Origin of the sequence: Rahnella inusitata, assembly GCF_965118895.1 — a bacterium.
Classification (GTDB): Bacteria; Pseudomonadota; Gammaproteobacteria; order Enterobacterales; family Enterobacteriaceae; genus Rahnella; species Rahnella inusitata_A.
The window spans coordinates 197,326-219,835 of sequence record NZ_CBCPJJ010000001.1 but is presented as its reverse complement, the minus strand read 5'-3'; the positions used below and the strand labels follow the sequence as shown (position 1 = coordinate 219,835).

18 protein-coding genes and 1 pseudogene are annotated in these 22,510 nt (G+C 51.9%); 7 read left to right on the top strand and 12 right to left on the bottom strand.

The window, feature by feature from the left end; all coding sequences use genetic code 11:
* Nucleotides 1-87: 87 nt before the first annotated feature.
* Complete coding sequence (gene yddG / locus ACMHLI_RS00960; protein WP_413527858.1) at nucleotides 88-966, top strand: aromatic amino acid DMT transporter YddG; 879 nt, start codon at nucleotides 88-90, stop codon at nucleotides 964-966.
* Nucleotides 967-970: 4 nt separating this feature from the next.
* On the opposite strand, the gene yacL is transcribed toward yddG, so the two are convergent.
* The 6 genes from yacL to pdhR all read right to left on the bottom strand — a co-directional run bounded on the left by yacL (nucleotide 971) and on the right by pdhR (nucleotide 11,571).
* Entirely contained in the window at nucleotides 971-1,336 is a 366-nt protein-coding gene (gene yacL / locus ACMHLI_RS00955) for a protein YacL (RefSeq protein ID WP_413527857.1), read from the bottom strand.
* A gap of 75 nt (nucleotides 1,337-1,411) precedes the next feature.
* Nucleotides 1,412-4,009 carry a bifunctional aconitate hydratase 2/2-methylisocitrate dehydratase gene (gene acnB, locus ACMHLI_RS00950; protein WP_413527856.1) on the bottom strand — a complete coding sequence of 866 codons (2,598 nt, stop codon included), beginning with the start codon at nucleotides 4,007-4,009 and terminating at the stop codon, nucleotides 1,412-1,414.
* A 419-nt stretch (nucleotides 4,010-4,428) separates the two neighbouring features.
* Complete coding sequence (lpdA, locus tag ACMHLI_RS00945; protein ID WP_167457477.1) at nucleotides 4,429-5,853, bottom strand: dihydrolipoyl dehydrogenase; 1,425 nt, start codon at nucleotides 5,851-5,853, stop codon at nucleotides 4,429-4,431.
* Between the two features lie 212 nt (nucleotides 5,854-6,065).
* A complete protein-coding gene (gene aceF, locus ACMHLI_RS00940; protein WP_413527855.1) occupies nucleotides 6,066-7,961 on the bottom strand; it encodes a pyruvate dehydrogenase complex dihydrolipoyllysine-residue acetyltransferase in 1,896 nt (631 codons plus the stop codon).
* A 13-nt stretch (nucleotides 7,962-7,974) separates the two neighbouring features.
* Nucleotides 7,975-10,638, bottom strand: coding sequence for a pyruvate dehydrogenase (acetyl-transferring), homodimeric type (gene aceE / locus ACMHLI_RS00935; RefSeq protein WP_413527854.1), 2,664 nt, complete (start codon nucleotides 10,636-10,638; stop codon nucleotides 7,975-7,977).
* A gap of 162 nt (nucleotides 10,639-10,800) precedes the next feature.
* Nucleotides 10,801-11,571 carry a pyruvate dehydrogenase complex transcriptional repressor PdhR gene (gene pdhR, locus ACMHLI_RS00930; RefSeq protein ID WP_112168690.1) on the bottom strand — a complete coding sequence of 257 codons (771 nt, stop codon included), beginning with the start codon at nucleotides 11,569-11,571 and terminating at the stop codon, nucleotides 10,801-10,803.
* 428 nt (nucleotides 11,572-11,999) lie between these two features.
* Between pdhR and aroP the strand changes: the two genes are divergently transcribed.
* The 3 genes from aroP (at nucleotide 12,000) to ACMHLI_RS00915 (ending at nucleotide 15,997) form a co-directional block, all read left to right on the top strand.
* Nucleotides 12,000-13,370 (top strand): aromatic amino acid transporter AroP, encoded by a 1,371-nt coding sequence (gene aroP, locus ACMHLI_RS00925; protein ID WP_413527853.1) that lies wholly within the window; start codon nucleotides 12,000-12,002, stop codon nucleotides 13,368-13,370.
* Nucleotides 13,371-13,593: 223 nt separating this feature from the next.
* On the top strand, nucleotides 13,594-15,030 hold the full coding sequence (locus tag ACMHLI_RS00920) for a glycoside-pentoside-hexuronide (GPH):cation symporter (RefSeq protein ID WP_413527852.1): 1,437 nt from the start codon (nucleotides 13,594-13,596) through the stop codon (nucleotides 15,028-15,030).
* Entirely contained in the window at nucleotides 15,023-15,997 is a 975-nt protein-coding gene (locus ACMHLI_RS00915; protein ID WP_413527851.1) for a family 43 glycosylhydrolase, read from the top strand. Before ACMHLI_RS00920 ends, ACMHLI_RS00915 begins: the two co-directional genes overlap by 8 nt.
* 109 nt (nucleotides 15,998-16,106) lie before the next feature.
* Here the strand turns inward: ACMHLI_RS00915 and ampE are convergent, their stop codons facing one another.
* Nucleotides 16,107-16,961, bottom strand: a complete 855-nt coding sequence (gene ampE / locus ACMHLI_RS00910; RefSeq protein WP_413527850.1) for a beta-lactamase regulator AmpE — start codon at nucleotides 16,959-16,961, stop codon at nucleotides 16,107-16,109.
* Between the two features lie 61 nt (nucleotides 16,962-17,022).
* Nucleotides 17,023-17,595: a 1,6-anhydro-N-acetylmuramyl-L-alanine amidase AmpD gene (gene ampD / locus ACMHLI_RS00905; protein WP_213051362.1), complete on the bottom strand. Its 573-nt coding sequence runs from the start codon at nucleotides 17,593-17,595 to the stop codon at nucleotides 17,023-17,025.
* Nucleotides 17,596-17,689: 94 nt separating this feature from the next.
* Between ampD and nadC the strand changes: the two genes are divergently transcribed.
* From nadC to ACMHLI_RS00890, 3 genes and pseudogenes are all read left to right on the top strand, one after another.
* Nucleotides 17,690-18,583: a carboxylating nicotinate-nucleotide diphosphorylase gene (nadC, locus tag ACMHLI_RS00900; RefSeq protein WP_413527849.1), complete on the top strand. Its 894-nt coding sequence runs from the start codon at nucleotides 17,690-17,692 to the stop codon at nucleotides 18,581-18,583.
* Nucleotides 18,584-18,879: 296 nt separating this feature from the next.
* Nucleotides 18,880-19,329: a prepilin peptidase-dependent pilin gene (ppdD, locus tag ACMHLI_RS00895; protein ID WP_413527848.1), complete on the top strand. Its 450-nt coding sequence runs from the start codon at nucleotides 18,880-18,882 to the stop codon at nucleotides 19,327-19,329.
* Nucleotides 19,326-20,381 (top strand): annotated as a pseudogene (locus ACMHLI_RS00890) (ATPase, T2SS/T4P/T4SS family); the annotation flags it as partial. The gene ppdD and the pseudogene ACMHLI_RS00890, both read left to right, overlap by 4 nt.
* Before the next feature lie 382 nt (nucleotides 20,382-20,763).
* On the opposite strand, the gene ACMHLI_RS00885 reads toward ACMHLI_RS00890, so the two are convergent.
* From ACMHLI_RS00885 to ACMHLI_RS00870, 4 genes are read right to left on the bottom strand one after another with little or no spacing between them, the layout of a single operon-like run.
* Entirely contained in the window at nucleotides 20,764-20,985 is a 222-nt protein-coding gene (locus ACMHLI_RS00885) for a hypothetical protein (RefSeq protein WP_413527847.1), read from the bottom strand.
* Entirely contained in the window at nucleotides 20,982-21,167 is a 186-nt protein-coding gene (locus tag ACMHLI_RS00880; protein WP_413527846.1) for a hypothetical protein, read from the bottom strand. The genes ACMHLI_RS00885 and ACMHLI_RS00880 overlap by 4 nt, the downstream gene beginning before the upstream one ends.
* Nucleotides 21,168-21,428 carry a hypothetical protein gene (locus ACMHLI_RS00875; protein ID WP_413527845.1) on the bottom strand — a complete coding sequence of 87 codons (261 nt, stop codon included), beginning with the start codon at nucleotides 21,426-21,428 and terminating at the stop codon, nucleotides 21,168-21,170. It abuts the gene before it with no gap.
* Nucleotides 21,428-21,991, bottom strand: a complete 564-nt coding sequence (locus tag ACMHLI_RS00870; protein WP_413527844.1) for a hypothetical protein — start codon at nucleotides 21,989-21,991, stop codon at nucleotides 21,428-21,430. The genes ACMHLI_RS00875 and ACMHLI_RS00870 overlap by 1 nt, the downstream gene beginning before the upstream one ends.
* Between the last annotated feature and the right edge of the window lie 519 nt (nucleotides 21,992-22,510).

Genomic DNA, 22,510 nt, shown 5'->3' with positions numbered 1-22,510 from the left:
GTCTCTCTCAAGATAATTGTTGCGGTTTCTTCGACCGCAACAATCGCTTATCTTTAAGGCCTCCTTTTTCAGAGGCATACCCTTTTAATGGATCGTTTTGCAACGCTCTTTGGCGTCGTCGCCATTTTACTGTGGAGCATGAGCGTCGCGCTCACCCGCAGCCTGTCTGAATCGCTCGGCCCCTTCGGCGCGGCCGCCTCTATTTATACCGTCAGCGGGATCATGGTCTGGATGGTCGGCGGAAAACCTTCCCTGCGAGGCGAATCGGCTGCCTATCTGATTGTCTGCGGACTGTTGTTCATCTTCTATATGGTGGCGTTTTCACTGGCCATCGGCCTGGCGCATACCCGTCAGCAGACGCTGGAACTGGGGTTGATCAACTATCTGTGGCCAAGCCTGACGCTGTTGTTTGCGGTGCCGCTGCTGAAATTACGCGTACGCGGGTGGATCTGGCCGGGGGTTATTCTGGCGTTTGCCGGTGTGCTGTGGGCGATCAGCGGCGGTCACGGGCTGGATATTCATCAACTCATACGCAACGTTCGGGGTAATCCGGTGGCCTATAGTCTGGCACTGGGTGCTGCGGTGTCGTGGGCGTTGTATTCCAATCTGGTGCGGGTCTTGTGCAAAGGCAAAGGCGCGCTGCCGTTATTCCTGCTGGCCACCGGCGCGGTGCTGTGGGTGCTTTACTTCACGTATTCCTCCAACCGGATCAGCCTGACATTACCAGCGATCCTCGAACTGCTGGCGATGGGTGCGGTGACGGCGATTTCCTATCAGTGCTGGGATCTGGCGATGAAAAAAGGCAATGCCACGCTGGTGGCGGCACTGTCGTATTTCACGCCACTGTCATCGATTTTGATCGCCGGATTATGGCTGCACACGCTGCCGGGCGCCAGTTTCTGGCCGGGCGTGCTGATGGTGGTCGGCGGTTCGTTGTTGTGCTGGACCGCCTCGCGGGGGAAATAGCGTTTTAGCGATAGGTAGTAATGAAAGAACGGTACTTTTCGAGGACTTGCAGAAAGTCCTCGACGCCGCAAAACGCCAGACTTTCTTCGTCGTAATAGCTCATGCCTTCTTCAATCTCATCGCCGTCGAAATCCAGCTGATTGGTGCGAACCATGACTTCATCGTCGGCTAACAGCAGCGTATATTCGTGGCCGATCATCTGCGTTTCACGCTCGCTGCCTTTAAGCTCAACCAGCGCCGCTTCGACCTTATCCAGCACGCTGAGATCGCCCTTCACTTCCTCATTCAGCCAGTGACCAATTACTTCGTGGCCCATCGAGAACCGCACTTTGACCTCTCCGGTGATGTCGCGCAAAAAGTCGTAGTCCATGATTCAGCCCTCTGGAAAATGAAAATAAAAAAGGGAGCCGAGGCTCCCTTTCAACACTGGCGCAAATATAACGATTTAGACTGCGGTTTGGAAGATCACGCCGTCAGCTTTGTCGGTATATTCACTCAGCTTGTCGAAGTTCAGATAACGGTAAGTGTCCACCGCTGTCTTATCCACTTCAGCCATGTAACCCAGATACTCTTCCGGGGTTGGCAAACGACCGAGCAGGGAAGCAATCGCCGCCAGCTCCGCGGAGGCCAGATAGACGTTAGCGCCATTACCCAGACGGTTCGGGAAGTTACGGGTTGAGGTGGATACCACGGTAGAACCGTCGGCCACGCGCGCCTGGTTACCCATGCACAGTGAACAGCCTGGGATCTCAACGCGAGCACCGCTCTTACCGAATACGCTGTAATAGCCCTCTTCCGTCAGCTGCGCCGCATCCATTTTGGTCGGTGGCGCAACCCACAGACGGGTTGGCAACGCGCCTTTATGGCTGTCGAGCAGTTTACCTGCCGCGCGGAAATGACCAATGTTAGTCATACACGAACCGATAAAGACTTCGTCGATTTTGCTGTTCTGTACAGAAGACAGCAGACGCGCATCGTCCGGATCGTTTGGCGCACAAAGAATCGGCTCTTTGATTTCGGCCAGATCGATTTCGATCACCGCAGCGTACTCGGCGTCGGCATCCGCTTCGAGCAGCGTTGGGTTCGCCAGCCACTCTTCCATGCCTTTGATGCGGCGCTCAATGGTACGACGATCGCCGTAACCTTCAGAGATCATCCACTTCAGCAGCACGATGTTAGAGCTCAGGTATTCTTTGATCGGTGCCTGATCCAGTTTGATCGTACAACCGGCCGCTGAACGTTCTGCGGACGCATCCGCCAGTTCAAATGCCTGTTCTACTTTCAGCTCTGGTAAACCTTCGATTTCCAGGATACGGCCTGAGAAGAGGTTTTTCTTACCCTTCTTCTCAACGGTCAGATGGCCTTCTTTGATCGCGTAGTAAGGGATCGCATGCACCAGATCACGCAGGGTGATCCCCGGCTGCATTTTGCCTTTGAAACGCACCAGAACGGATTCCGGCATATCGAGAGGCATCACGCCGGTTGCTGCAGCAAACGCCACCAGACCGGAACCCGCAGGGAATGAAATCCCGATGGGGAAACGGGTATGGGAGTCACCGCCGGTACCGACGGTATCAGGCAGCAGCATACGGTTCAGCCATGAGTGGATGATACCGTCACCAGGGCGCAGCGAAACGCCGCCGCGGTTCATAATGAAATCTGGCAGCGTATGGTGGGTAGTCACGTCAACCGGCTTTGGATACGCCGCGGTATGACAGAATGACTGCATCACCAGATCCGCAGAGAACCCCAGACAAGCAAGGTCTTTCAGTTCATCACGAGTCATTGGACCGGTGGTGTCCTGAGAACCGACGGAGGTCATTTTTGGTTCGCAATATTCGTTCGGACGAATACCGGCAACGCCACAGGCGCGGCCTACCATTTTCTGCGCCAGCGAGAAGCCTTTGTTGCTGGCCGCGACCGGTTTGGCAATGCGGAACACGTCGCTCTGAGGCAGCTTCAGTGATTCACGGGCTTTGGTGGTTAAACCACGGCCAATGATCAGCGGAATACGGCCACCGGCGCGAACTTCGTCCAGCAGTACGTCAGTTTTCAGTTCGAACGTCGCAATAACTGCGCCGGTATCGTGGTTACGCACTTCGCCAAGATACGGGAAGATGTCGATCACATCGCCCATGTTCAGGTCAGACACGTCCACTTCGATCGGCAGTGCACCGGCATCTTCCATCGTATTGAAGAAGATTGGCGCGATTTTTCCGCCCAGAACCACACCACCACCGCGTTTGTTTGGCACGTGCGGAATATCATCCCCCATGTACCAGAGCACGGAGTTAGTGGCTGATTTACGCGAAGAGCCGGTACCGACCACGTCGCCGACGTAAGCCAGCGGGAAGCCTTTCTTGTTGAGTTCGTCGATCTGTTTGATAGGGCCGATGGTGCCCGGCGCGTCAGGCACGATGCCTTCGCGTTCGTTTTTCAGCATCGCCAGCGCATGCAAAGGAATATCTGGACGGGACCAGGCATCCGGTGCAGGTGACAGATCGTCAGTGTTAGTTTCACCGGTGACTTTGAAAACGGTCACGGTGATTTTTTCTGCCAGTTTCGGACGTGACAGATACCATTCGGCATCCGCCCACGACTGAAGGATTTTTTTGGCGTGTTCGTTGCCTGCGTGCGCTTTCTCTTCGACATCATAGAAGTTATCGAACATCAGCAGCGTATGAGACAGCGCTTTGGCGGCGATAGGCGCCAGCGTTTCGCTATCCAGCGCATCGATCAGCGGATGAATATTGTAGCCGCCCTGCATGGTGCCCAGCAGTTCGACAGCTTTTTCAGGGGTGACCAACGGGGAGGTAGTTTCGCCTTTGGCGACGGCAGCCAGGAATCCGGCTTTAACATAGGCGGCTTCGTCGACGCCGGGTGGAACACGGTTAATCAGCAGGTCTAACAGAGTATCTTCTTCGCCTTGTGGCGGATTCTTCAGGGACTCAACCAACGCTGCCATCTGTGAAGCATCAAGTGGCTTAGGGACGATGCCCTCTGCAGCACGCTCGGCTACGTGCTTACGGTATTCTTCTAGCACGACTTTCTCCTCGCTCTCATTGTCATTTATTATGCCTGGCTTCCATCATCAGCATCGTGTCTTGCCTGTAGGGACAGGGGAATTCAGGCTGTCTGATGAATCGGGGACACTGCGGGTATAATTGTTTCTTGGTCGGTTTACGACACATCCTGAACCTGAGCACAGTGCCCTTTAGCGCCGGGGCAGCATAGCAGGATTTTGCCTGCTTGTTAATTCGTTCACATAAAAGCAACATTAAATCTTTGCTGAATCGTTGAGCACAGACGGATCGACTGCCTTCCTTCTGGCCGCGCATTACAACAGCATAATAGGCCTAGCTTAACAAGGGATTAAAGGGGCTTTACAGAGGATTCATCGTGAAAAAAGCACAAAAAAAAGCGGCCCCTCTCGGCGCCGCTTCTTAAACCTTTAAACCAGAATTATTTCTTCTTGGCTTTCGGGTTCGGCAGGTCAGTAATGCTACCTTCGTAGATTTCTGCTGCCAGACCCACGGACTCATGCAGAGTCGGGTGAGCATGGATGGTCAGCGCGATATCTTCTGCATCACAACCCATTTCGATTGCCAGACCGATTTCGCCCAGCAGCTCGCCGCCGTTGGTACCGACAATCGCACCACCGATGACACGGTGAGTTTCTTTGTCGAAGATCAGTTTGGTCATACCGTCTGCACAATCGGAAGCGATAGCACGGCCTGAAGCTGCCCACGGGAAGGTGGCTGTTTCGTAGCTGATGCCTTTTTCTTTCGCTTCTTTCTCGGTCAGGCCAACCCAGGCAACTTCTGGCTCAGTGTAGGCGATCGATGGAATGACTTTCGGATCGAAGTAGTGTTTCTTGCCGGAGATGACTTCCGCAGCCACGTGGCCTTCGTGAACACCTTTGTGTGCCAGCATTGGCTGGCCGACGATGTCGCCGATAGCAAAGATGTGTGGCACGTTGGTGCGCATTTGTTTGTCGACGTGGATGAAGCCACGGTCGTCAACTTCAATGCCCGCTGCGCCTGCTTCCAGCAGTTTACCGTTTGGTACACGGCCAATCGCGACCAGCACTGCGTCATAACGCTGTGGTTCTGCCGGAGCTTTCTTGCCTTCCATCGTGACATAGATGCCGTCTTCTTTGGCTTCTACCGCTGTCACTTTGGTTTCCAGCATCAGGTTAAACTGCTTGCTGATTTTCTTGGTGAAGACTTTCACCACGTCTTTATCAGCGGCAGGGATCACCTGATCAAACATTTCTACCACGTCGATCTGTGAACCCAGCGCGTGGTAAACGGTGCCCATTTCCAGACCGATGATGCCACCGCCCATGACGAGCAGACGCTCAGGGACAGTTTTCAGTTCCAGTGCGTCGGTGGAATCCCACACGCGTGGATCATCATGAGGAATGAATGGCAGTTTGATTGGACGGGAACCCGCCGCAATGATCGCATTGTCGAAAGTGATAGTCGTTGGACCATTCTCGCCTTCAACAACCAGAGTATTCGCGCCAGTAAATTTGCCCAAGCCGTTCACGACTTTGACTTTACGGCCTTTCGCCATGCCCGCCAGACCACCGGTCAGCTGGTTGATGACTTTTTCTTTCCAGACACGCACTTTGTCGATGTCAGTTTTCGGCTCACCGAAAACGATGCCGTGTTCTGCCAGAGCTTTCGCTTCGGAAATCACTTTTGCAACGTGCAGCAGAGCTTTAGAAGGGATACAGCCAACGTTCAGGCACACGCCGCCGAGAGTGGCATAACGCTCAACCAGAACAGTTTCAAGACCTAAATCAGCGCAACGGAAAGCAGCAGAGTAACCTGCAGGGCCCGCCCCAAGTACGACGACCTGAGTTTTAATTTCAGTACTCATCATGACCTCTTAATTTATGTCCGGCGGGTCTGACGTCATTTTTATGTCGCAACGCCCATCATCCACCGGGTCGTTCTATCCGCCCGCAGTTTACAAAATTGTTAACAAATTTGAAACAACAAACGGCATACGATTCGTGTTTAGCGCAGGATAATCCCAACCAACATGATGAGATTACCAGAAAAAAGCCGGCCGTTTGGCCGGCTTTTCGCTTACATAACCAGACGGCGAATGTCTGACAGTACGTTGTTGATGATGGTGATAAAGCGCGCACCATCGGCACCGTCAATCACGCGGTGGTCGAAGGAGAGCGACATTGGCATCATCAGACGCGGTACGAACTCTTTACCGTTCCAGACAGGCTCCATCGCGGACTTGGAGACACCGAGGATAGCCACTTCCGGCGCATTAACGATTGGCGCAAAGTGGGTCGTCCCGATACCGCCAAGGCTGGAGATCGTGAAACAACCGCCCTGCATTTCGCCGGCAGTCAGTTTACCATCACGCGCTTTCTTGGAGATTGCCATCAGTTCACGGGACAGCTCAGCGATGCCTTTCTTGTTCACGTCTTTGAAGACCGGAACAACCAGACCGTTAGGCGTATCGACCGCAACACCGACGTTGATGTATTTTTTCAGCGTCAGTTTCTGACCATCTTCTGACAGAGAACTGTTGAAACGTGGCATCTGCTCAAGTGCAGCCGCAACCGCTTTCATGATGAACACCACTGGCGTGAATTTCACATCCAGCTTGCGTTTAGCCGCTTCATCATTCTGCTGTTTACGGAACGCTTCCAGCTCGGTGATATCGGTTTTGTCGAAGTGCGTAACGTGCGGGATCATTACCCAGTTACGGCTCAGGTTGGCACCAGAGATTTTCTGGATACGACCCAGTTCCACTTCTTCGATTTCACCAAACTTGCTGAAGTCGACTTTCGGCCAAGGCAGCATGCCCGGAATACCGCCGCCAGTGGCAGCAGCCGGTGCAGCTTCAGCACGTTTAACCGCGTCTTTCACGTATGCCTGAACGTCTTCGCGCAGGATACGACCCTTACGGCCTGTGCCTTTCACTTTCGCCAGGTTAACGCCGAATTCACGAGCCAGACGACGGATAACCGGCGTGGCGTGAACGTAAGCGTCATTCTCAGCGAAGTCGCCTTTGCTGGCGGCTGGAGCAGCCGGTGCGGCGGCTTTCTGTTCTTGTTTCGCAGGGGCAGCCGCTTCTTCTTTCTTCGCCGCCGGAGCAGCAGGCGCAGCGCCTTCTACTTCGAAGACCATGATCAAAGAGCCGGTGCTGACTTTGTCGCCCGCAGCGATTTTGATTTCTTTCACAGTACCGGCGAACGGCGCAGGGACTTCCATGGAGGCTTTGTCGCCTTCCACGGTGATAATCGACTGTTCAGCCGTTACTTTGTCGCCTACTTTAACCATGATTTCAGTGACTTCAACTTCGTCGCCGCCGATATCAGGTACGTTCACTTCTTTGCTGCCGGAGGCCGCAGGAGCTGCCGGGGCCGCTTCTGACTTCGCTTCTTCTTTGGCTGGTGCGGCAGAACCGGAACCGGCCACTTCGAAGACCATGATCAAAGAGCCGGTGCTGACTTTGTCGCCCGCAGCGATTTTGATTTCTTTTACGGTACCCGCGAACGGTGCAGGGACTTCCATAGAGGCTTTGTCGCCTTCTACGGTGATCAGCGATTGCTCAGCTTCAACTTTGTCGCCCACTTTCACCATAATCTCGGTAACTTCAACTTCGTCACCACCGATATCTGGCACGTTCACTTCTTTGCTTGCGCTCGACGCAGGTGCAGCAGCAGGTTTATCTTCTGCTTCAGCTTTCGCTTCCTGTTTCGCAGGAGCTGCATCAGCAGCTCCGTCAGCGGCTTCGAAGATCATAATCAGTTTGCCGGTTTCGACGGTATCGCCGACCGCAACTTTGATCTCTTTCACCACGCCAGCTTGTGGAGAAGGCACTTCCATAGAAGCTTTATCGCCTTCAACGGTGATCAGCGATTGTTCAACGGAAACGGTATCGCCCACCTTCACCATAATTTCGGTGACTTCCACTGCATCTGCACCGATGTCCGGTACGTTAATTTCAATAGCCATCTGTCTTTACCTCTTATGCCAGACGCGGGTTAACTTTGTCAGCATCGATGCCGAACTTGGTAATGGCCTCAGCCACTACTTTCACATCGATCTCGCCACGTTTGGCCAGTTCGCCCAGCGCAGCAACCACAACGTAAGACGCATCAATTTCGAAGTGGTGACGCAGGTTTTCGCGGCTGTCAGAACGACCGAAGCCGTCAGTGCCCAGTACGCGGAAATCGCTGGCAGGAACGAAGTTACGGATCTGCTCGGCGAACAGCTTCATGTAGTCGGTTGAAGCAACAACCGGTGCATCGTTCATTACCTGAGCCACGTAAGGTACGCGTGGGGTTTCAGTCGGATGCAGCATGTTCCAGCGTTCACAGTCCTGACCGTCACGGGCCAGTTCGGTGAATGAGGTCACGCTGTACACGTCAGAACCGACGCCGTAGTCTTTCGCCAGGATCTGAGCCGCTTCACGAACGTGACGCAGGATAGAACCGGAGCTCATCAGCTGCACTTTACCTTTGCTACCGTCCACGGTTTCTAACTTGTAGATACCTTTACGGATGCCTTCTTCCGCGCCTTCTGGCATGGCTGGCATGTGGTAGTTTTCGTTCAGTGTAGTGATGTAGTAATAGATGTTTTCTTGTGCTTCGCCGTACATACGCACCAGACCGTCATGCATGATGACTGCCACTTCGTAGGCATACGCCGGATCGTAAGAAATACAGTTCGGGATAGTCAGAGACTGAATATGGCTGTGACCATCTTCGTGCTGCAAACCTTCGCCGTTTAATGTTGTACGACCTGAAGTACCACCGACCAGGAAGCCACGTGCCTGTTGGTCACCCGCTGCCCAGCACAGGTCGCCGATACGCTGGAAACCGAACATGGAGTAGTAGATGTAGAACGGGATCATTGGCAGATCGTTGGTGCTGTAAGACGTCGCTGCGGCAAGCCATGAAGATGCAGCGCCCAGTTCGTTGATGCCTTCCTGCAGGATCTGACCTTTCTCGTCTTCTTTATAGTAAGCAACCTGCTCACGGTCCTGCGGGGTGTACTGCTGGCCGTTCGGGCTGTAAATACCAATCTGACGGAACAGACCTTCCATACCGAAAGTACGCGCTTCATCGGCGATGATTGGAACCAGACGGTCTTTGATGGAGTCGTTTTTCAGCATCACGTTCAGGGCACGGACAAAGGCGATGGTGGTAGAGATCTCTTTCTTCTGCTCTTCCAGCAGTTGTGAGAAGTCTTCCAGTTTCGGCATTTCCAGCTTCTGCGTGAAGTTTGGCAGACGGGTCGGCAGGTAGCCTTTCAGCGCAGCACGACGCTCATGCAGGTATTTGTATTCTGCAGAGTCTTTTTCCAGAGTGATGTACGGCAGTTTTTCCAGATTTTCATCGGTCACTGGCACGCTGAAACGATCACGGATATAGCGCACGCCATCCATGTTCATTTTCTTCACCTGGTGAGCAATGTTCTTTCCTTCGGCCGCTTCGCCCATGCCATAACCTTTGATGGTATGCGCAAGGATAACGGTCGGCTGACCTTTGGTGTTCTGTGCTTTGTTCAGTGCTGCGAAGACTTTCTTCGGATCATGACCACCACGGTTCAGCGCCCAGATCTCGTCGTCGGTCATGTCTTTGACCAGCGCAGCGGTTTCCGGGTAACGGCCGAAGAAGTGTTCACGAACGTATTTACCGTCGCGGGACTTGAAGGTCTGGTAGTCGCCGTCCACGGTTTCGTTCATCAGCTGGATCAGTTTGCCGCTGGTATCTTTACGCAGCAGTTCGTCCCAACGGTTGCCCCAAATCACTTTGATCACGTTCCAGCCGGCGCCTGCAAAGATGCCTTCCAGTTCGTTGATGATTTTGCCGTTGCCGGTCACCGGGCCATCAAGACGCTGTAAGTTACAGTTGATGATGAAGCACAGGTTATCCAGTTTCTCGCGGGTCGCGATAGTGATCGCACCTTTGGATTCTGGTTCGTCCATTTCACCGTCACCCAGGAACGCATAAACGCGCTGCTCTTTGGTGTCTTTCAGACCACGATGATCAAGGTATTTCAGGAACTTAGCCTGATAGATAGCACCGATTGGACCCAGACCCATCGATACGGTCGGGAACTGCCAGAATTCAGGCATCAGTTTAGGGTGCGGATAAGATGACAGACCTTTACCGTGAACTTCCTGACGGAAATTGTTCATCTGGTCTTCGGTCAGGCGGCCTTCAAGGAAAGCACGCGCGTACACGCCCGGAGAGATATGGCCCTGGAAGTACACCAGATCGCCGCCATCTTTCTCGTTGCGAGCACGGAAGAAGTGGTTGAAGCACACTTCGTAAACCGCTGCGGAAGACTGGAAGGATGACATATGGCCGCCCAGATCCAGATCTTTCTTCGACGCACGCAGAACGGTCATGATCGCATTCCAGCGGATTGCGGTACGAATGTTGCGTTCCAGCTCCAGGTTACCCGGATACTCAGGTTCGTCTTCAACAGCGATGGTGTTGACATAATTACGGCTGGCCGCGCCAGCTGCGACGCTCACGCCGCCTTTACGTGCTTCACTCAGAACCTGATCAATCAGGAACTGCGCACGCTCAACACCCTCTTCACGGATGACCGATTCGATCGCTTGTAGCCAGTCGCGAGTTTCGATCGGATCCACGTCATTATTTACACGTTCTGACATGGTGCTTTTCCTTATCTGTATCTAATACGTTGGTTTATCTGGAGCCTGTCTTCCTGCGCTCTTTCGCAAAGCTCTTCGTTCTCAATAAAACGCACGAAGACAGGCCCGTCATGTAGTTGCCGTGAGCCCCCAAGTGAAGGCTCTAAAAATTAATCCCGAAGGTTAACTTTCATCTTTCCGTTGCTGGAGCCGTCGTAGTGACCGATCCCGCCGGGTGTGTTCCCTGCTGAGATCCAGCAAAACTTCTTCAATGAACGCCAGGTGACGGTGAGATGCAGCGCGCGCCATTTCTGGTTCACGTGCAACAATCGCCTCGAAAATACTGGCGCGGTGGTTGCTTACCGTTGCCAGCATTTCCCGGCGTGAGTAGAGCAATTCAAAGTTCTGTCGTACGTTCTTCTCAAGCATCGGTCCCATACAGCGAACCAGATGCAGCAACACCACATTATGGGCTGCTTCTGTTACAGCGACCTGATACTGCATAACCGCATCGGCTTCTGCATCCAGATCCCCGCTGTCTTGTGCGGTCTGGATGCCCACGTGACAATCGCGAATGCGCGCTAAATCTTCCTCTGTGCCTCTGAGCGCAGCGTAATAGGCAGCAATCCCTTCAAGGGCATGGCGTGTTTCAAGGAGATCGAATTGTGATTCAGGATGGTCAGCCAGTAACTCGGCCAGCGGATCACTCACGCTTTGCCACAAATTACTTTGCACGAAAGTGCCACCACCCTGACGACGCAGGAGCAGTCCCTTCCCTTCCAGGCTTTGGATCGCCTCTCTGAGAGAAGGTCGTGAAACATCAAACTGTTTGGCCAGTTCACGTTCTGGCGGAAGCTTTTCCCCGGGTCTCAAAGTGCCTTCGAGGATCAGGAACTCAAGTTGCTGCTCGATCACATCGGATAACTTAGGCTGGCGGATTTTGCTGTAAGCCATATCTGTGCTGTTCTCTGCGAGTAGCGACTCTGTAAGTTACCGGAGTCAATTGGTAATACCAATTTAAAAAACGTGGCCGTAAAGTAACAAAGTATTCACCTTGTGTCCATATGGCTACCCAGTAAATGCGTCGACCTCGCACAATTTAACAAATTTTTAGCATTCTCCTTTTTTTCCACGCTTTAGATCACATTTTTACGATCCTGAGCAAATTTACCGTTAATTCGGTTATTTGTTATGCAGATGATGCATAAATCAGGTGCAAACTTTTTCGCATAACACTATTCTTGCCCGAACGGTAGATGATGCTGATTTTTAGGCACAATCCAGCCGTAAATAATTAAATACAAAAAGTGTAATTATCGCCTTACATTCTTTCTAACACGCAGAATGCTATGGGTTTTGCCCCAATGACAGAGGACAGGTAAATGGTTGATAAACAACATGGCGATGAGCTGAAGCGCGGTCTGAAAAACCGCCACATTCAGTTAATCGCGTTAGGTGGGGCAGTCGGAACAGGCCTGTTTCTGGGCAGCGCCTCCGTTATTCAGTCTGCGGGGCCGGGGATTATTCTTGGCTACGCTATTGCCGGGTTTATCGCATTCTTGATTATGCGCCAGCTCGGGGAAATGGTCGTTGCAGAGCCGGTCGCCGGTTCTTTCAGCCATTTCGCCTATAAATACTGGGGTGGCTTTGCCGGTTTTGCTTCTGGCTGGAACTACTGGGTGCTGTACGTGCTGGTGGCAATGGCAGAGCTGACCGCCGTCGGTAAATATATTCAATTCTGGTATCCGGAGATCCCAACCTGGGCTTCTGCGGCTGTGTTCTTCGTGCTGATCAACGCCATCAACCTGACCAATGTTAAAGTCTTTGGTGAGATGGAGTTCTGGTTTGCAATCATCAAGGTCGTCGCGGTAGTGGCCATGATCCTCTTCGGGGGCTGGTTGCTGTTCAGCGACACTGCAGGTCCGCAGGCGACAGTACGTAACCTCTGGGAGCAAGGTGGCTTCCTGCCCCATGGCATGACCGGGCTGGTAATGATGATGGCTATCATCATGTTCTCATTTGGGGGGCTGGAGCTGGTGGGTATCACCGCCGCAGAAGCCGATAACCCGGAGATAAGCATTCCTAAAGCCACCAATCAGGTTATTTACCGTATCCTGATTTTCTATGTGGGCTCACTGGCTGTCTTGCTTTCCCTGATGCCGTGGACCCGCGTAGGGCCGGACACCAGCCCGTTCGTTCTGATCTTCCATGATCTGGGTGATGCGCTGGTGGCAAACGCCCTCAACGTGGTGATCCTGACTGCTGCACTGTCGGTCTATAACAGCTGCGTGTACTGCAACAGCCGTATGCTGTTTGGTCTGGCTCAGCAAGGTAATGCACCAAAAGCACTGCTGAATGTCGACAAACGTGGTGTGCCGGTCGCCTCTATTATGGTCTCTGCGGCCACTACGGCGCTCTGTGTACTGATTAACTATCTGATGCCGGGCGAAGCTTTCGGTCTGCTGATGGCGCTGGTGGTTTCTGCACTGGTCATCAACTGGGCGATGATAAGCCTCGCGCACATGAAATTCCGTCAGGCGATGCGCCGCGAAGGGATCGATACCAAGTTCAAGGCGTTGCTGTATCCGGTGGGTAACTATATTTGCTTGCTGTTCATGGCAGCGATTCTGGTGATTATGGCGATCACTCCGGGCATGGCCATTTCCGTATGGCTTATCCCTGTCTGGCTGGTGATTCTGGGCCTCGGTTACTGGGTCAAAAATCAGCAAAGCGGAAAGTCCGTTAAAGCCTGAAATTAAGTCAGAGTTGTTAAAGGCTTAAACTCTTAAGCGCCCCGGTCCGATTTCATGGCCGGGGCGCTTTGTTATCTGGGTCACACTTTGCCCAGCATGACTAAAACGTCCATCTTCATGACTCTTACCTCCTGACTCCTCTGCCCCTGCCGCGCCAATACTCTTGACTAACAAACAGTTTCGTAACATCACTCTTTTTAACCAATAGCCGGAGAGAACATCCATGAAGGAAGGCGCGCTGTCATTCAAAGAGAAAGTGGCGTACGGCATGGGGGACGCGGGATGCAACATGATTGGCGGCGCCATCATGCTGTTTCTTAATTACTTTTATACCGACGTTTTCGGCCTTGCCCCGGCGCTGGTCGGTGTATTACTGCTGTCGGTGCGTGTGATCGACGCCGTCACTGACCCGATCATGGGCGCAATTGCCGACCGTACGACTACCCGCTGGGGTCGGTTCCGCCCCTATTTGTTATGGATATCGGTGCCGTACGTCCTGTTCAGCGTGCTGATGTTCACGACGCCGGAGTGGACCTACAACAGCAAGGTTATCTATGCCTTTGTCACCTACTTCCTGATGTCACTAACCTACACGGCTATTAACATCCCTTACTGCTCGCTGGGCGGCGTTATCACAGCGGATCCGCACGAACGTGTCGCCTGCCAGTCTTATCGCTTCTTTATGGTGGGGATCGCGACGCTGATCTTGTCTTCTACATTACTGCCAATGGCCGACTGGTTTGGCGGTGCGGACAAAGCCAAGGGCTACCAGATGTCGATGGGCGTGATGGCGATCATTGCGCTGTTCATGTTCCTGTTCTGTTTCAGCTTCGTGAAAGAACGTATCCAGCCTGCAGTGCCGTCTAAACATGCGCTGAAATCTGACCTGAAAGACATCTGGAAAAACGACCAATGGGTGCGCATTCTCCTGCTGACCTTCTGTAACGTCTGTCCGGGCTTTATCCGTATGGCGGCAACGATGTATTACGTCACCTGGGTGATGGAGAAATCTACCTCGTTCGCCAGCATGTTCATCAGCCTCGGCGTGGTGGGCATGATGATTGGCAGCGCGCTGGCGAAGCCGCTGACCGATAAATTCTGTAAACTTAAAGTGTTCTTCTGGGCCAACATTATCCTGACCATTTTCTCCTGCGGCTTCTATTTCCTTGATCCGCATGCCACGACGCTGATTCTGGTCGCCTACTTCGTCCTGAACATCATGCATCAGCTTCCTTCTCCGCTGCACTGGTCATTAATGGCCGACGTGGATGACTACGGCGAATGGAAAACCGGCAAACGCATCACCGGCATCAGCTTCTCCGGTAATCTATTCTTCCTGAAATGCGGTCTCGCCGTGGCAGGGGCAATGGTTGGCTTCCTGCTTTCTGGCTATGGCTACGACGCCGGCGCGGCGCGCCAGAGTGATCACGCCATCAACGGGATTGTATTGTTATTCACGGTTATCCCCGGCATTGGCTATCTCATCACCGCAGGCGTTGTACGCTTACTGAAAGTCGACCGGGAAATGATGCGCACCATCCAGTCAGATCTGGAAATCCGCCGCCGCAATTACCGCGAGCTGAATGAATACCACGACACGAAAAATGCACCTGACGCGGGCACCCTCCCGCTTCACAGCAAGGAGCTAAAACATGAGTAATTACCCAAACCCGCTCATCGAACAACGTGCTGATCCGCATATCTGGCTGCACAACGATGGGCATTATTATTTTATCGCCTCGGTGCCGGAATATGACCGGCTGGAAATCCGCCGCTCAAAAACGCTGACCGGTCTTGCTGATGCACCGGCAAAAATCGTCTGGCACAAACCCGACAGCGGCCCGATGAGCGCACTTATCTGGGCACCGGAGCTGCATTTCATCGACGGAAAATGGGTGATTTACTACGCTGCCGCGCCGTCGCAGGAGATTAAGGACGGACTGTTTCAGCACCGCATGTATGCGCTGGTGTGTGAAGATGCCGATCCGCTAAGGGGAAAATGGATCGAAAAGGGGCAAGTCCAAACACCGATCGACAGTTTTTCACTTGATGCCACGCATTTCGAGCATCAGGGAAAAAGCTATTACCTGTGGGCGCAGAAAGACCCGGCTATCCGCGGCAACTCCAATCTGTACATTGCCGAAATGGACAATCCGTGGACGCTAAAATCGCCGCCGGTGATGCTCAGTAAACCTGAACTGGACTGGGAAATTATCGGCTTTTGGGTGAACGAAGGACCTGCGGTGATAACTCATGGCGATAAGATTTTCATCACCTATTCCGCCAGCGCTACCGATGAGAATTACTGTATCGGGTTGCTCACCGCTGATGCGCACAGCAATCTGCTGGATGCGTCTTCGTGGCATAAATCTCCGCATCCGGTATTCACCACGCACGCGCAGAATAAACAATTTGGCCCCGGCCACAACAGCTTTACCCGCAACGAACAGGGTGACGATGTACTGGTTTATCACGCGCGAAATTACACCGAAATTGAAGGCGATCCTTTGTATGACCCGAACCGTCATACCCGGATTAAAAACATTCGCTGGGACGACAACGGGCAGCCGGACTTCGGCGAACCCGCCGCCGATAACCGTCCGCTGACCCTGCAAAAACAGGTATAACGCTTCAGAAAAGCCGTTAAGAGAAAGCAATAAAAAGCCCGGCCATGTGAATGCGCCGGACTTTTTTTTATTACTTCAGAGATAACGCTGAGGCAGCGAAACAGTGGCGTTAAATCAGCGCACCATAAATCGTCAGCAGCGCCACCACGACCAGAATAATCATGGTGACTTTACGCGCCAGCCCGACGGCAGCGCGCGGCGTCTGCACCGGATCCATATGCGGATCTCGCGCCAGTGAGAACTGCGCCAGACGGGTCAGCACGTGATATTGCGAAGAATGAATGTCTCCAAGCGAGGCAAACCATGCCGGTAATGCTTTTTCGCCGTGCCCGAGCAGCGCATATGCCACACCGGCCAGACGCACCGGGATCCAGTCAAGAATGTGCAGCAAACTGTCCACGCCGGACTGCGCGCGTTTGAGCGGCGTCGTATGGCGCGCGAGCCAGGTCTGATAACCACGCAGCGCGGCGTAACCACCCAGCGCAACCGGGCCGTAAGGGCCAAGCACCACGAACCAGAAAAGAGGCCCGAGGTAATAACGGAAGTTAATCCACAACAGCGCATTTTGCAGCTCGCGCAGACGGGCTTCTTCTGGGCAATCTGTTGGCAAACCGTGGATCAGCGCCAGCTCTTCTGCCATCTCTTTCGTGGCATCGGAATCGCCCTGACGGGCTGATTTCAGATAGGCGCGATAATGCTTACGCTTAACACCTGCGCCAATGCAGAACAGACAGATAATCACCCACAAAATCAGCGAAGGTACGCCGAAAAACAAGCCCTGAACCGCGCGCAGGATCACCCAAATCACCGCCATCCAGACCACGGCGATCGCCAGCGTTTTCGCCAGAGAAGTCTGTCGTCCGCGGCTGAAAATCACCTCGAACCGATGATCCAACTGCCAGTGTTCACCCAGTTTGAACAAGCGCTCCCAAGCCAACACCAGCAATAAAGTAAATAACGTCATCGATTGTCACTCTCTCTCAACACATCACACGCTAAAAACATAAACCTGAACCCGCGTTCATTCACGAGTCAGCAGAAGCATTGTGCCCTGCGGAAGGTGTTAGCAGCTTGCGATAAAATGCCCAGTCAAACTCAGGGCCGGGATCCGTTTTGCGCCCCGGCGCGATGTCACTGTGTCCGGTAATGGCATCAAGACTAATCGGATAGTGCTTAATTAACAACTCAGTAACGGCCGCCAGGCTGCGATATTGCGCTTTTGTGAAAGGCTCAAAGTCAGTCCCTTCCATCTCAATACCAATGGAGAAATCATTACAGCGCTCACGCCCCTGCCAGCTGGAAACACCTGCATGCCAGGCGCGTTTATCGAAAGGCACGTATTGGACGATTTCACCGTCACGCCGGATCAGGCAGTGTGCGGCGACCCGCAGCTGATGAATTCCTTCAAAATAAGGATCGTCCTGCGGGTTCAACGTGCCGGTAAATAACTGATCAATATACGGGCCACCGAATTTTCCGGGCGGCAAACTGATGTTATGGATCACCAGCAGTGAGGGGATTTCGTCGTCAGGACGGAGATCGGAATGGGGAGAAACAACCTGCCGGGCCTCGGCAATCCAGCCATGTTCTAAGTGCATCAATGACCTCAATGATGTGCCTGAGTGGTACTTATCGCAGCAACAGGGTAGCATGTTTTTTTGTCCTTCTTATCCGCCATTTCGGAGTATTTGTATGTCTACCCGCAGCTACAGCCCTGAAAGTCGCCGCGCACAGTTGCTCGAACGTATCGAGAGCGATATTCCCTTACTTGTGACTCAGGCGCTGGGTGAAGACCTCGGCGGCGAAGCCAATGCCGACAATGACTTAACCGCCCAACTGTTGCCGCAGGACAAAGATGCCAGCGCAACTGTGATTACTCGTGAAGCCGGAATTTTCTGTGGTCAACGCTGGCTGGATGAAGTCTTCACCCAACTGGCGGGAGACAAAATCACCGTTAAATGGCATGTCAAAGATGGCGATTCAGTTTCTGAAAACCAGACATTATGTGAACTTTCAGGCTCTGCGCGCATGCTGCTGACCGGCGAACGCACGGCGCTGAATTTTGTCCAGACCTTGTCTGGCGTGGCCACCGAAGTGAATCACTATGTGAAACGCCTCGCAGGCACCAAAACCCAGCTGCTGGATACCCGAAAAACCCTGCCCGGCCTGCGCACAGCATTGAAATATGCCGTATTGTGCGGTGGCGGCAGCAATCACCGTCTCGGCCTTGCTGATGCTTTCCTCATCAAAGAAAACCACATTATTGCCTGTGGCTCGATCAAAGCGGCAGTTGAACGTGCATTGTGGATCCACGCGGATGTCCCGGTTGAAGTCGAAGTTGAATCACTCGACGAACTTCAGCAGGCACTGGATGCAGGTGCGGACATCATCATGCTGGATAACTTCACTGTGCCGATGATGCGCCAAGGTGTAGCCCTTACAGCTGGCCGCGCATTGCTGGAAGTCTCTGGCAATGTCACTGAAAAAACACTGCGTGAATTCGCTGAAACCGGCGTGGATTATATTTCTGTCGGTGCGCTGACTAAGCATGTCCGTGCAATGGATCTCTCCATGCGTTTCAATTAATTAGCCGTTCCGCTATTGCCCTCTGAAATCCTTTCCGGGGGCAATACGACTTCCTCGGACGCTTTCGAACTTGCCGCATTACCCTCTCATTCTCATCAAACCTTGCCAACTCTCTTTTTGACCTCCTGAGCATAATTGCGAGACATCGCGCAAATTTTTTGCCTGCTGTGTTGGCTTGCATATTTATCCCGGAAGACGTCGTGGAGAATCCGACAATGGTGCTGGAATCCGGTTTTTTCTCCGTTTAGTTTGCTGGCTGAGCAACATCCATGCAGTTACACGAAACGGAGAACGCCATGCAACGGCAACAAGGATTTACCCTCATAGAACTGATGGTGGTGATCGCGATTATTGCGATCCTCAGCGCCATCGGCATTCCTGCCTACCAAAGTTATATTCAGAAAGCGGCTCTGACCGACATGCTGCAAACCATGGTGCCCTACAAAACCGGCGTCGAGCTTTGCGTAATTGATGCCGGTGCCCTGACCGCCTGCAATGCCGGCAGTCAGGGGATCCCAGCATCCGCCACCAGTCGTTACGTCAGCAAGACGCAGGTCAACGCGGGGATCATCACGCTTACCGGTCAGCAGGCACTCTCTGGTCTGAGCGTTGTGATGACCCCTACCCTCGACAATCAGGCTGGTGGCATTCTCTGGAGCCGCACCTGCACCAATTCAGCTAACACTTCGATGGTTGAAGCTTGCGAAAGCGTCTTCCGTTTTGACACCTCAGGAGCGCCGAAATGAGTGACATGCCACTAAAACCGGTTTCACTGGTAGAGAACGAAAAGCAGCAAAGCGAAGCTTCACTGGAGGCACTTTGCCAGCGCTACAAAGCAGTGATTTTACATCGCGACGATCAGACGCTGCGCGTGGCCTGCCATGAGGCTGAACCCGATACCGATACGCTCAGTAACATCCTACGCTTTGCCAGCGGGCTGAAAGTTCAGCTTGAACGCTGGCCACAAGCAAGACTCGAACAGGTAATGGAAAAAAGCAGCGCTGATCCTCAAGAAGAACCTGCAAAAAGTGAGTCACGTCCGGCTTCAGGCAGTTCTGAGGAAAATGAGCTTAACGACCAGAGTGATGCGCCGGTAATTAATGTTCTCAACCAGATCCTCAGACAGGCCATTACCCGTCGGGCTTCGGATGTTCACTTCGAGCCTTACGAGCACAGCTTCCGTGTCCGCGTTCGAATTGACGGCGTGTTACAGGAAATTCCCGGCCCTGAGTTTTCATTGGCTGCGGGTGTTTGTGCGCGGCTGAAAATCATGGGGCAGTTGAACGTTGCAGAACGCCGCTTACCACAGGACGGACAGCTGTCAGTGATGCTACAAAACCAGCGCTACTCAATGCGCGTCTCCTCCCTGCCAACATTGCATGGTGAAAAAATCGTGCTGCGGATCCTGCATATGACCCAGCAGGATCTGGCGATGTCGCAACTGGGGCTGACACTGCGCGATCTCGAGTATTTCAAAGCCGCACTGAAACACCCGCAGGGGCTGATTCTGGTCACCGGCCCGACCGGTAGCGGTAAAACCGTTACGCTTTACAGTGGATTACGGCATCTGAATGCCATCTCCCGCAATATTTGCAGCGTGGAGGATCCGATCGAAATTCCAGTCAGCGGCATCAACCAGACGCAGATCAACAGCAAAACTGATCTCAGCTTTGCCAGTGTGCTGCGCGCATTGCTGCGCCAGGATCCGGATGTGATTATGGTCGGCGAGATACGTGATAAGGAAACGGCAGAAATCGCCGTCAAAGCCGCACAAACCGGGCATCTGGTGCTAATTACAACTCTCTAATCACTAACTTCGATTTGTATAGATGTTAAGCGACTTCAAGGATATGGCTTAGAGCTTTACCAGACAGTTCCAATTGATTCCTATGCTGGTTTTATGTACAGTGAATCGTGATAAAGCAAGTAACATTCAGGAGATTACTTATGTCCTCTTATGATTCGCGGGTTCAGTTGACGTCAAAAAGCAGCGTTATCTATAATTTTCTGGTTCATGCGGATACCCCACAGGGGGCAAGAGTTAAAGTCCAAAACCATCTGAGAAAGCTGGGAGATTTTGATTTCAGTGAAATTTGCATTTCGTCTATGGAGGTGAGGGGTGATGTCTTGCTTCTAAACCCTGACGGTACAAAGTGCCTGATTCTTTAAGATACAAGCCTTTATCGCAATGTTTGCTTTTCAAGCAGATGAACAATAGCGATGAGATGTCGCTGCTTATCACTACCCCCTGCAATACCGTATCGCTTAACCAGTTCATAGCCGACCTTATCCAGCCTTTTCAGTAGCTGTTCAGGTAGCGATAAGACCAAATTAAAGGCTACGGGGGTAAGCGCCTCTTGCTTATCATTTTGTTTCCGTGGGTTGAATGCGTAAAGGTTCATTGTTCAGTCTCCACGTTTCGTAGCATCTCACCAATTGCCAGTATTAGACGCTGTTCTTCTGACTTAATCCCGTCACCGATTCGGTTTGCCAGCCTTTCCAGTTTCCCCAAATAAAAAGGGTGAAGGTTCAGAGCTATGTTTGCTCGTACTTGCTGACCATAAGAATTGAAGAGTTGATTCATTTACCGCCCTCCTGTCATTTTCCTGATTGCCTCTTTCAGGGCTGTATCTCTTTGCTGTTCAATTGTTGGCTTTGGCTTAACCTTGTAAGTGGTGATTGCTTTCGATGGTTTCACAGTTGGTTTAGGCTCACTGCCTGAAGAGAGTGATTTATAAGTTGCTTCACTGATTTCTATTTGCCCGTCAAAATACTTGAATTGCATTGAGTCAGTCAGATGATTATAGCTGCCACGTCTGGACAGCCCTTTCATTGGAGTAATCATTATTCGTTTACCTCTTCAGAGTCAGTTACAATCACGTTCAGGTAATCGGTAAAGTCTTTTACAGAGTCCAGAGCTTTACGGGCTTCAATCACAATTTTTTTTCGCTGGTGGACAGTTTCACCTATTTTCACTTTCAATCTCTCAATCAGCTTATCGACGGTTGATTCAGCTTCAGCGGTTGCCTTATCCGTTGCATCTTTCAGAGCATTCTTTTTAGTTGAGATGAAATAAATTAAACCCATTCCTACACGGTGAACCATGTAGCCAGCATCAGCCATTGATTGAATAACCTGCTGTTGGTTAGTTGGGTAAACCTGCTTCACAATGAATCCGTGACGTTCTGAAGGATTAGCCAGATATTCAGCAGCTTTCCGGTTAATCAATTGCTGGCGCGATTCTACTGCATCCTGATATTCAGCTTCAGCCTTATTCATTCGGTCAGTTGCCTGTTGAATCCGTGGGAAGTACAATTTTTCGATATGCTGTTTCTGTTCGAACGGTAACAGGTGACTAATGCTTGCAACTGGTGATTCAATTTTTACAGCTTGATTTAAAATAGTCATTATTAATTTACTCTTAGTCTGCTTTGCTTAGATTTCAGAAAGCACAAAACCCCATCCAGCCAACTCAATGTTACGGGACGAGGTTCAATGTTTTCTAATTAGGGTTTGTCTGTCTTCTCAAGGGAACTTGAAATGGATGCTTAAAAAGACAGACAAGAAGGAAATTGTTTGAGTCAGAAATAATCGGCGATTTGATGGATAGTGAATATCTCTAACTCATATAACCATTGTTACACGGAATCACCGATTGTCAACGATTATTCTTAATTCTTCCACAGATTGACGCAATCAACAATAAACGTCTTGCTTTAGTTATCATTCTTTTAACTTGATACTCTTTTTTTTTGGATAGGGTTAATTAAATCGCCAATCTTCCGTAATTCAGTATGGATAGTGTGACAGGTTTTTCCTGTTACCTTGTAATATGTCTTCATTCATAAATTGAACCTTTCTCAATCCAAATAAAAAAGGACTCCGAAGAGTCCCTTTATATTGCTTACTCAAATACCTCTTGAACGA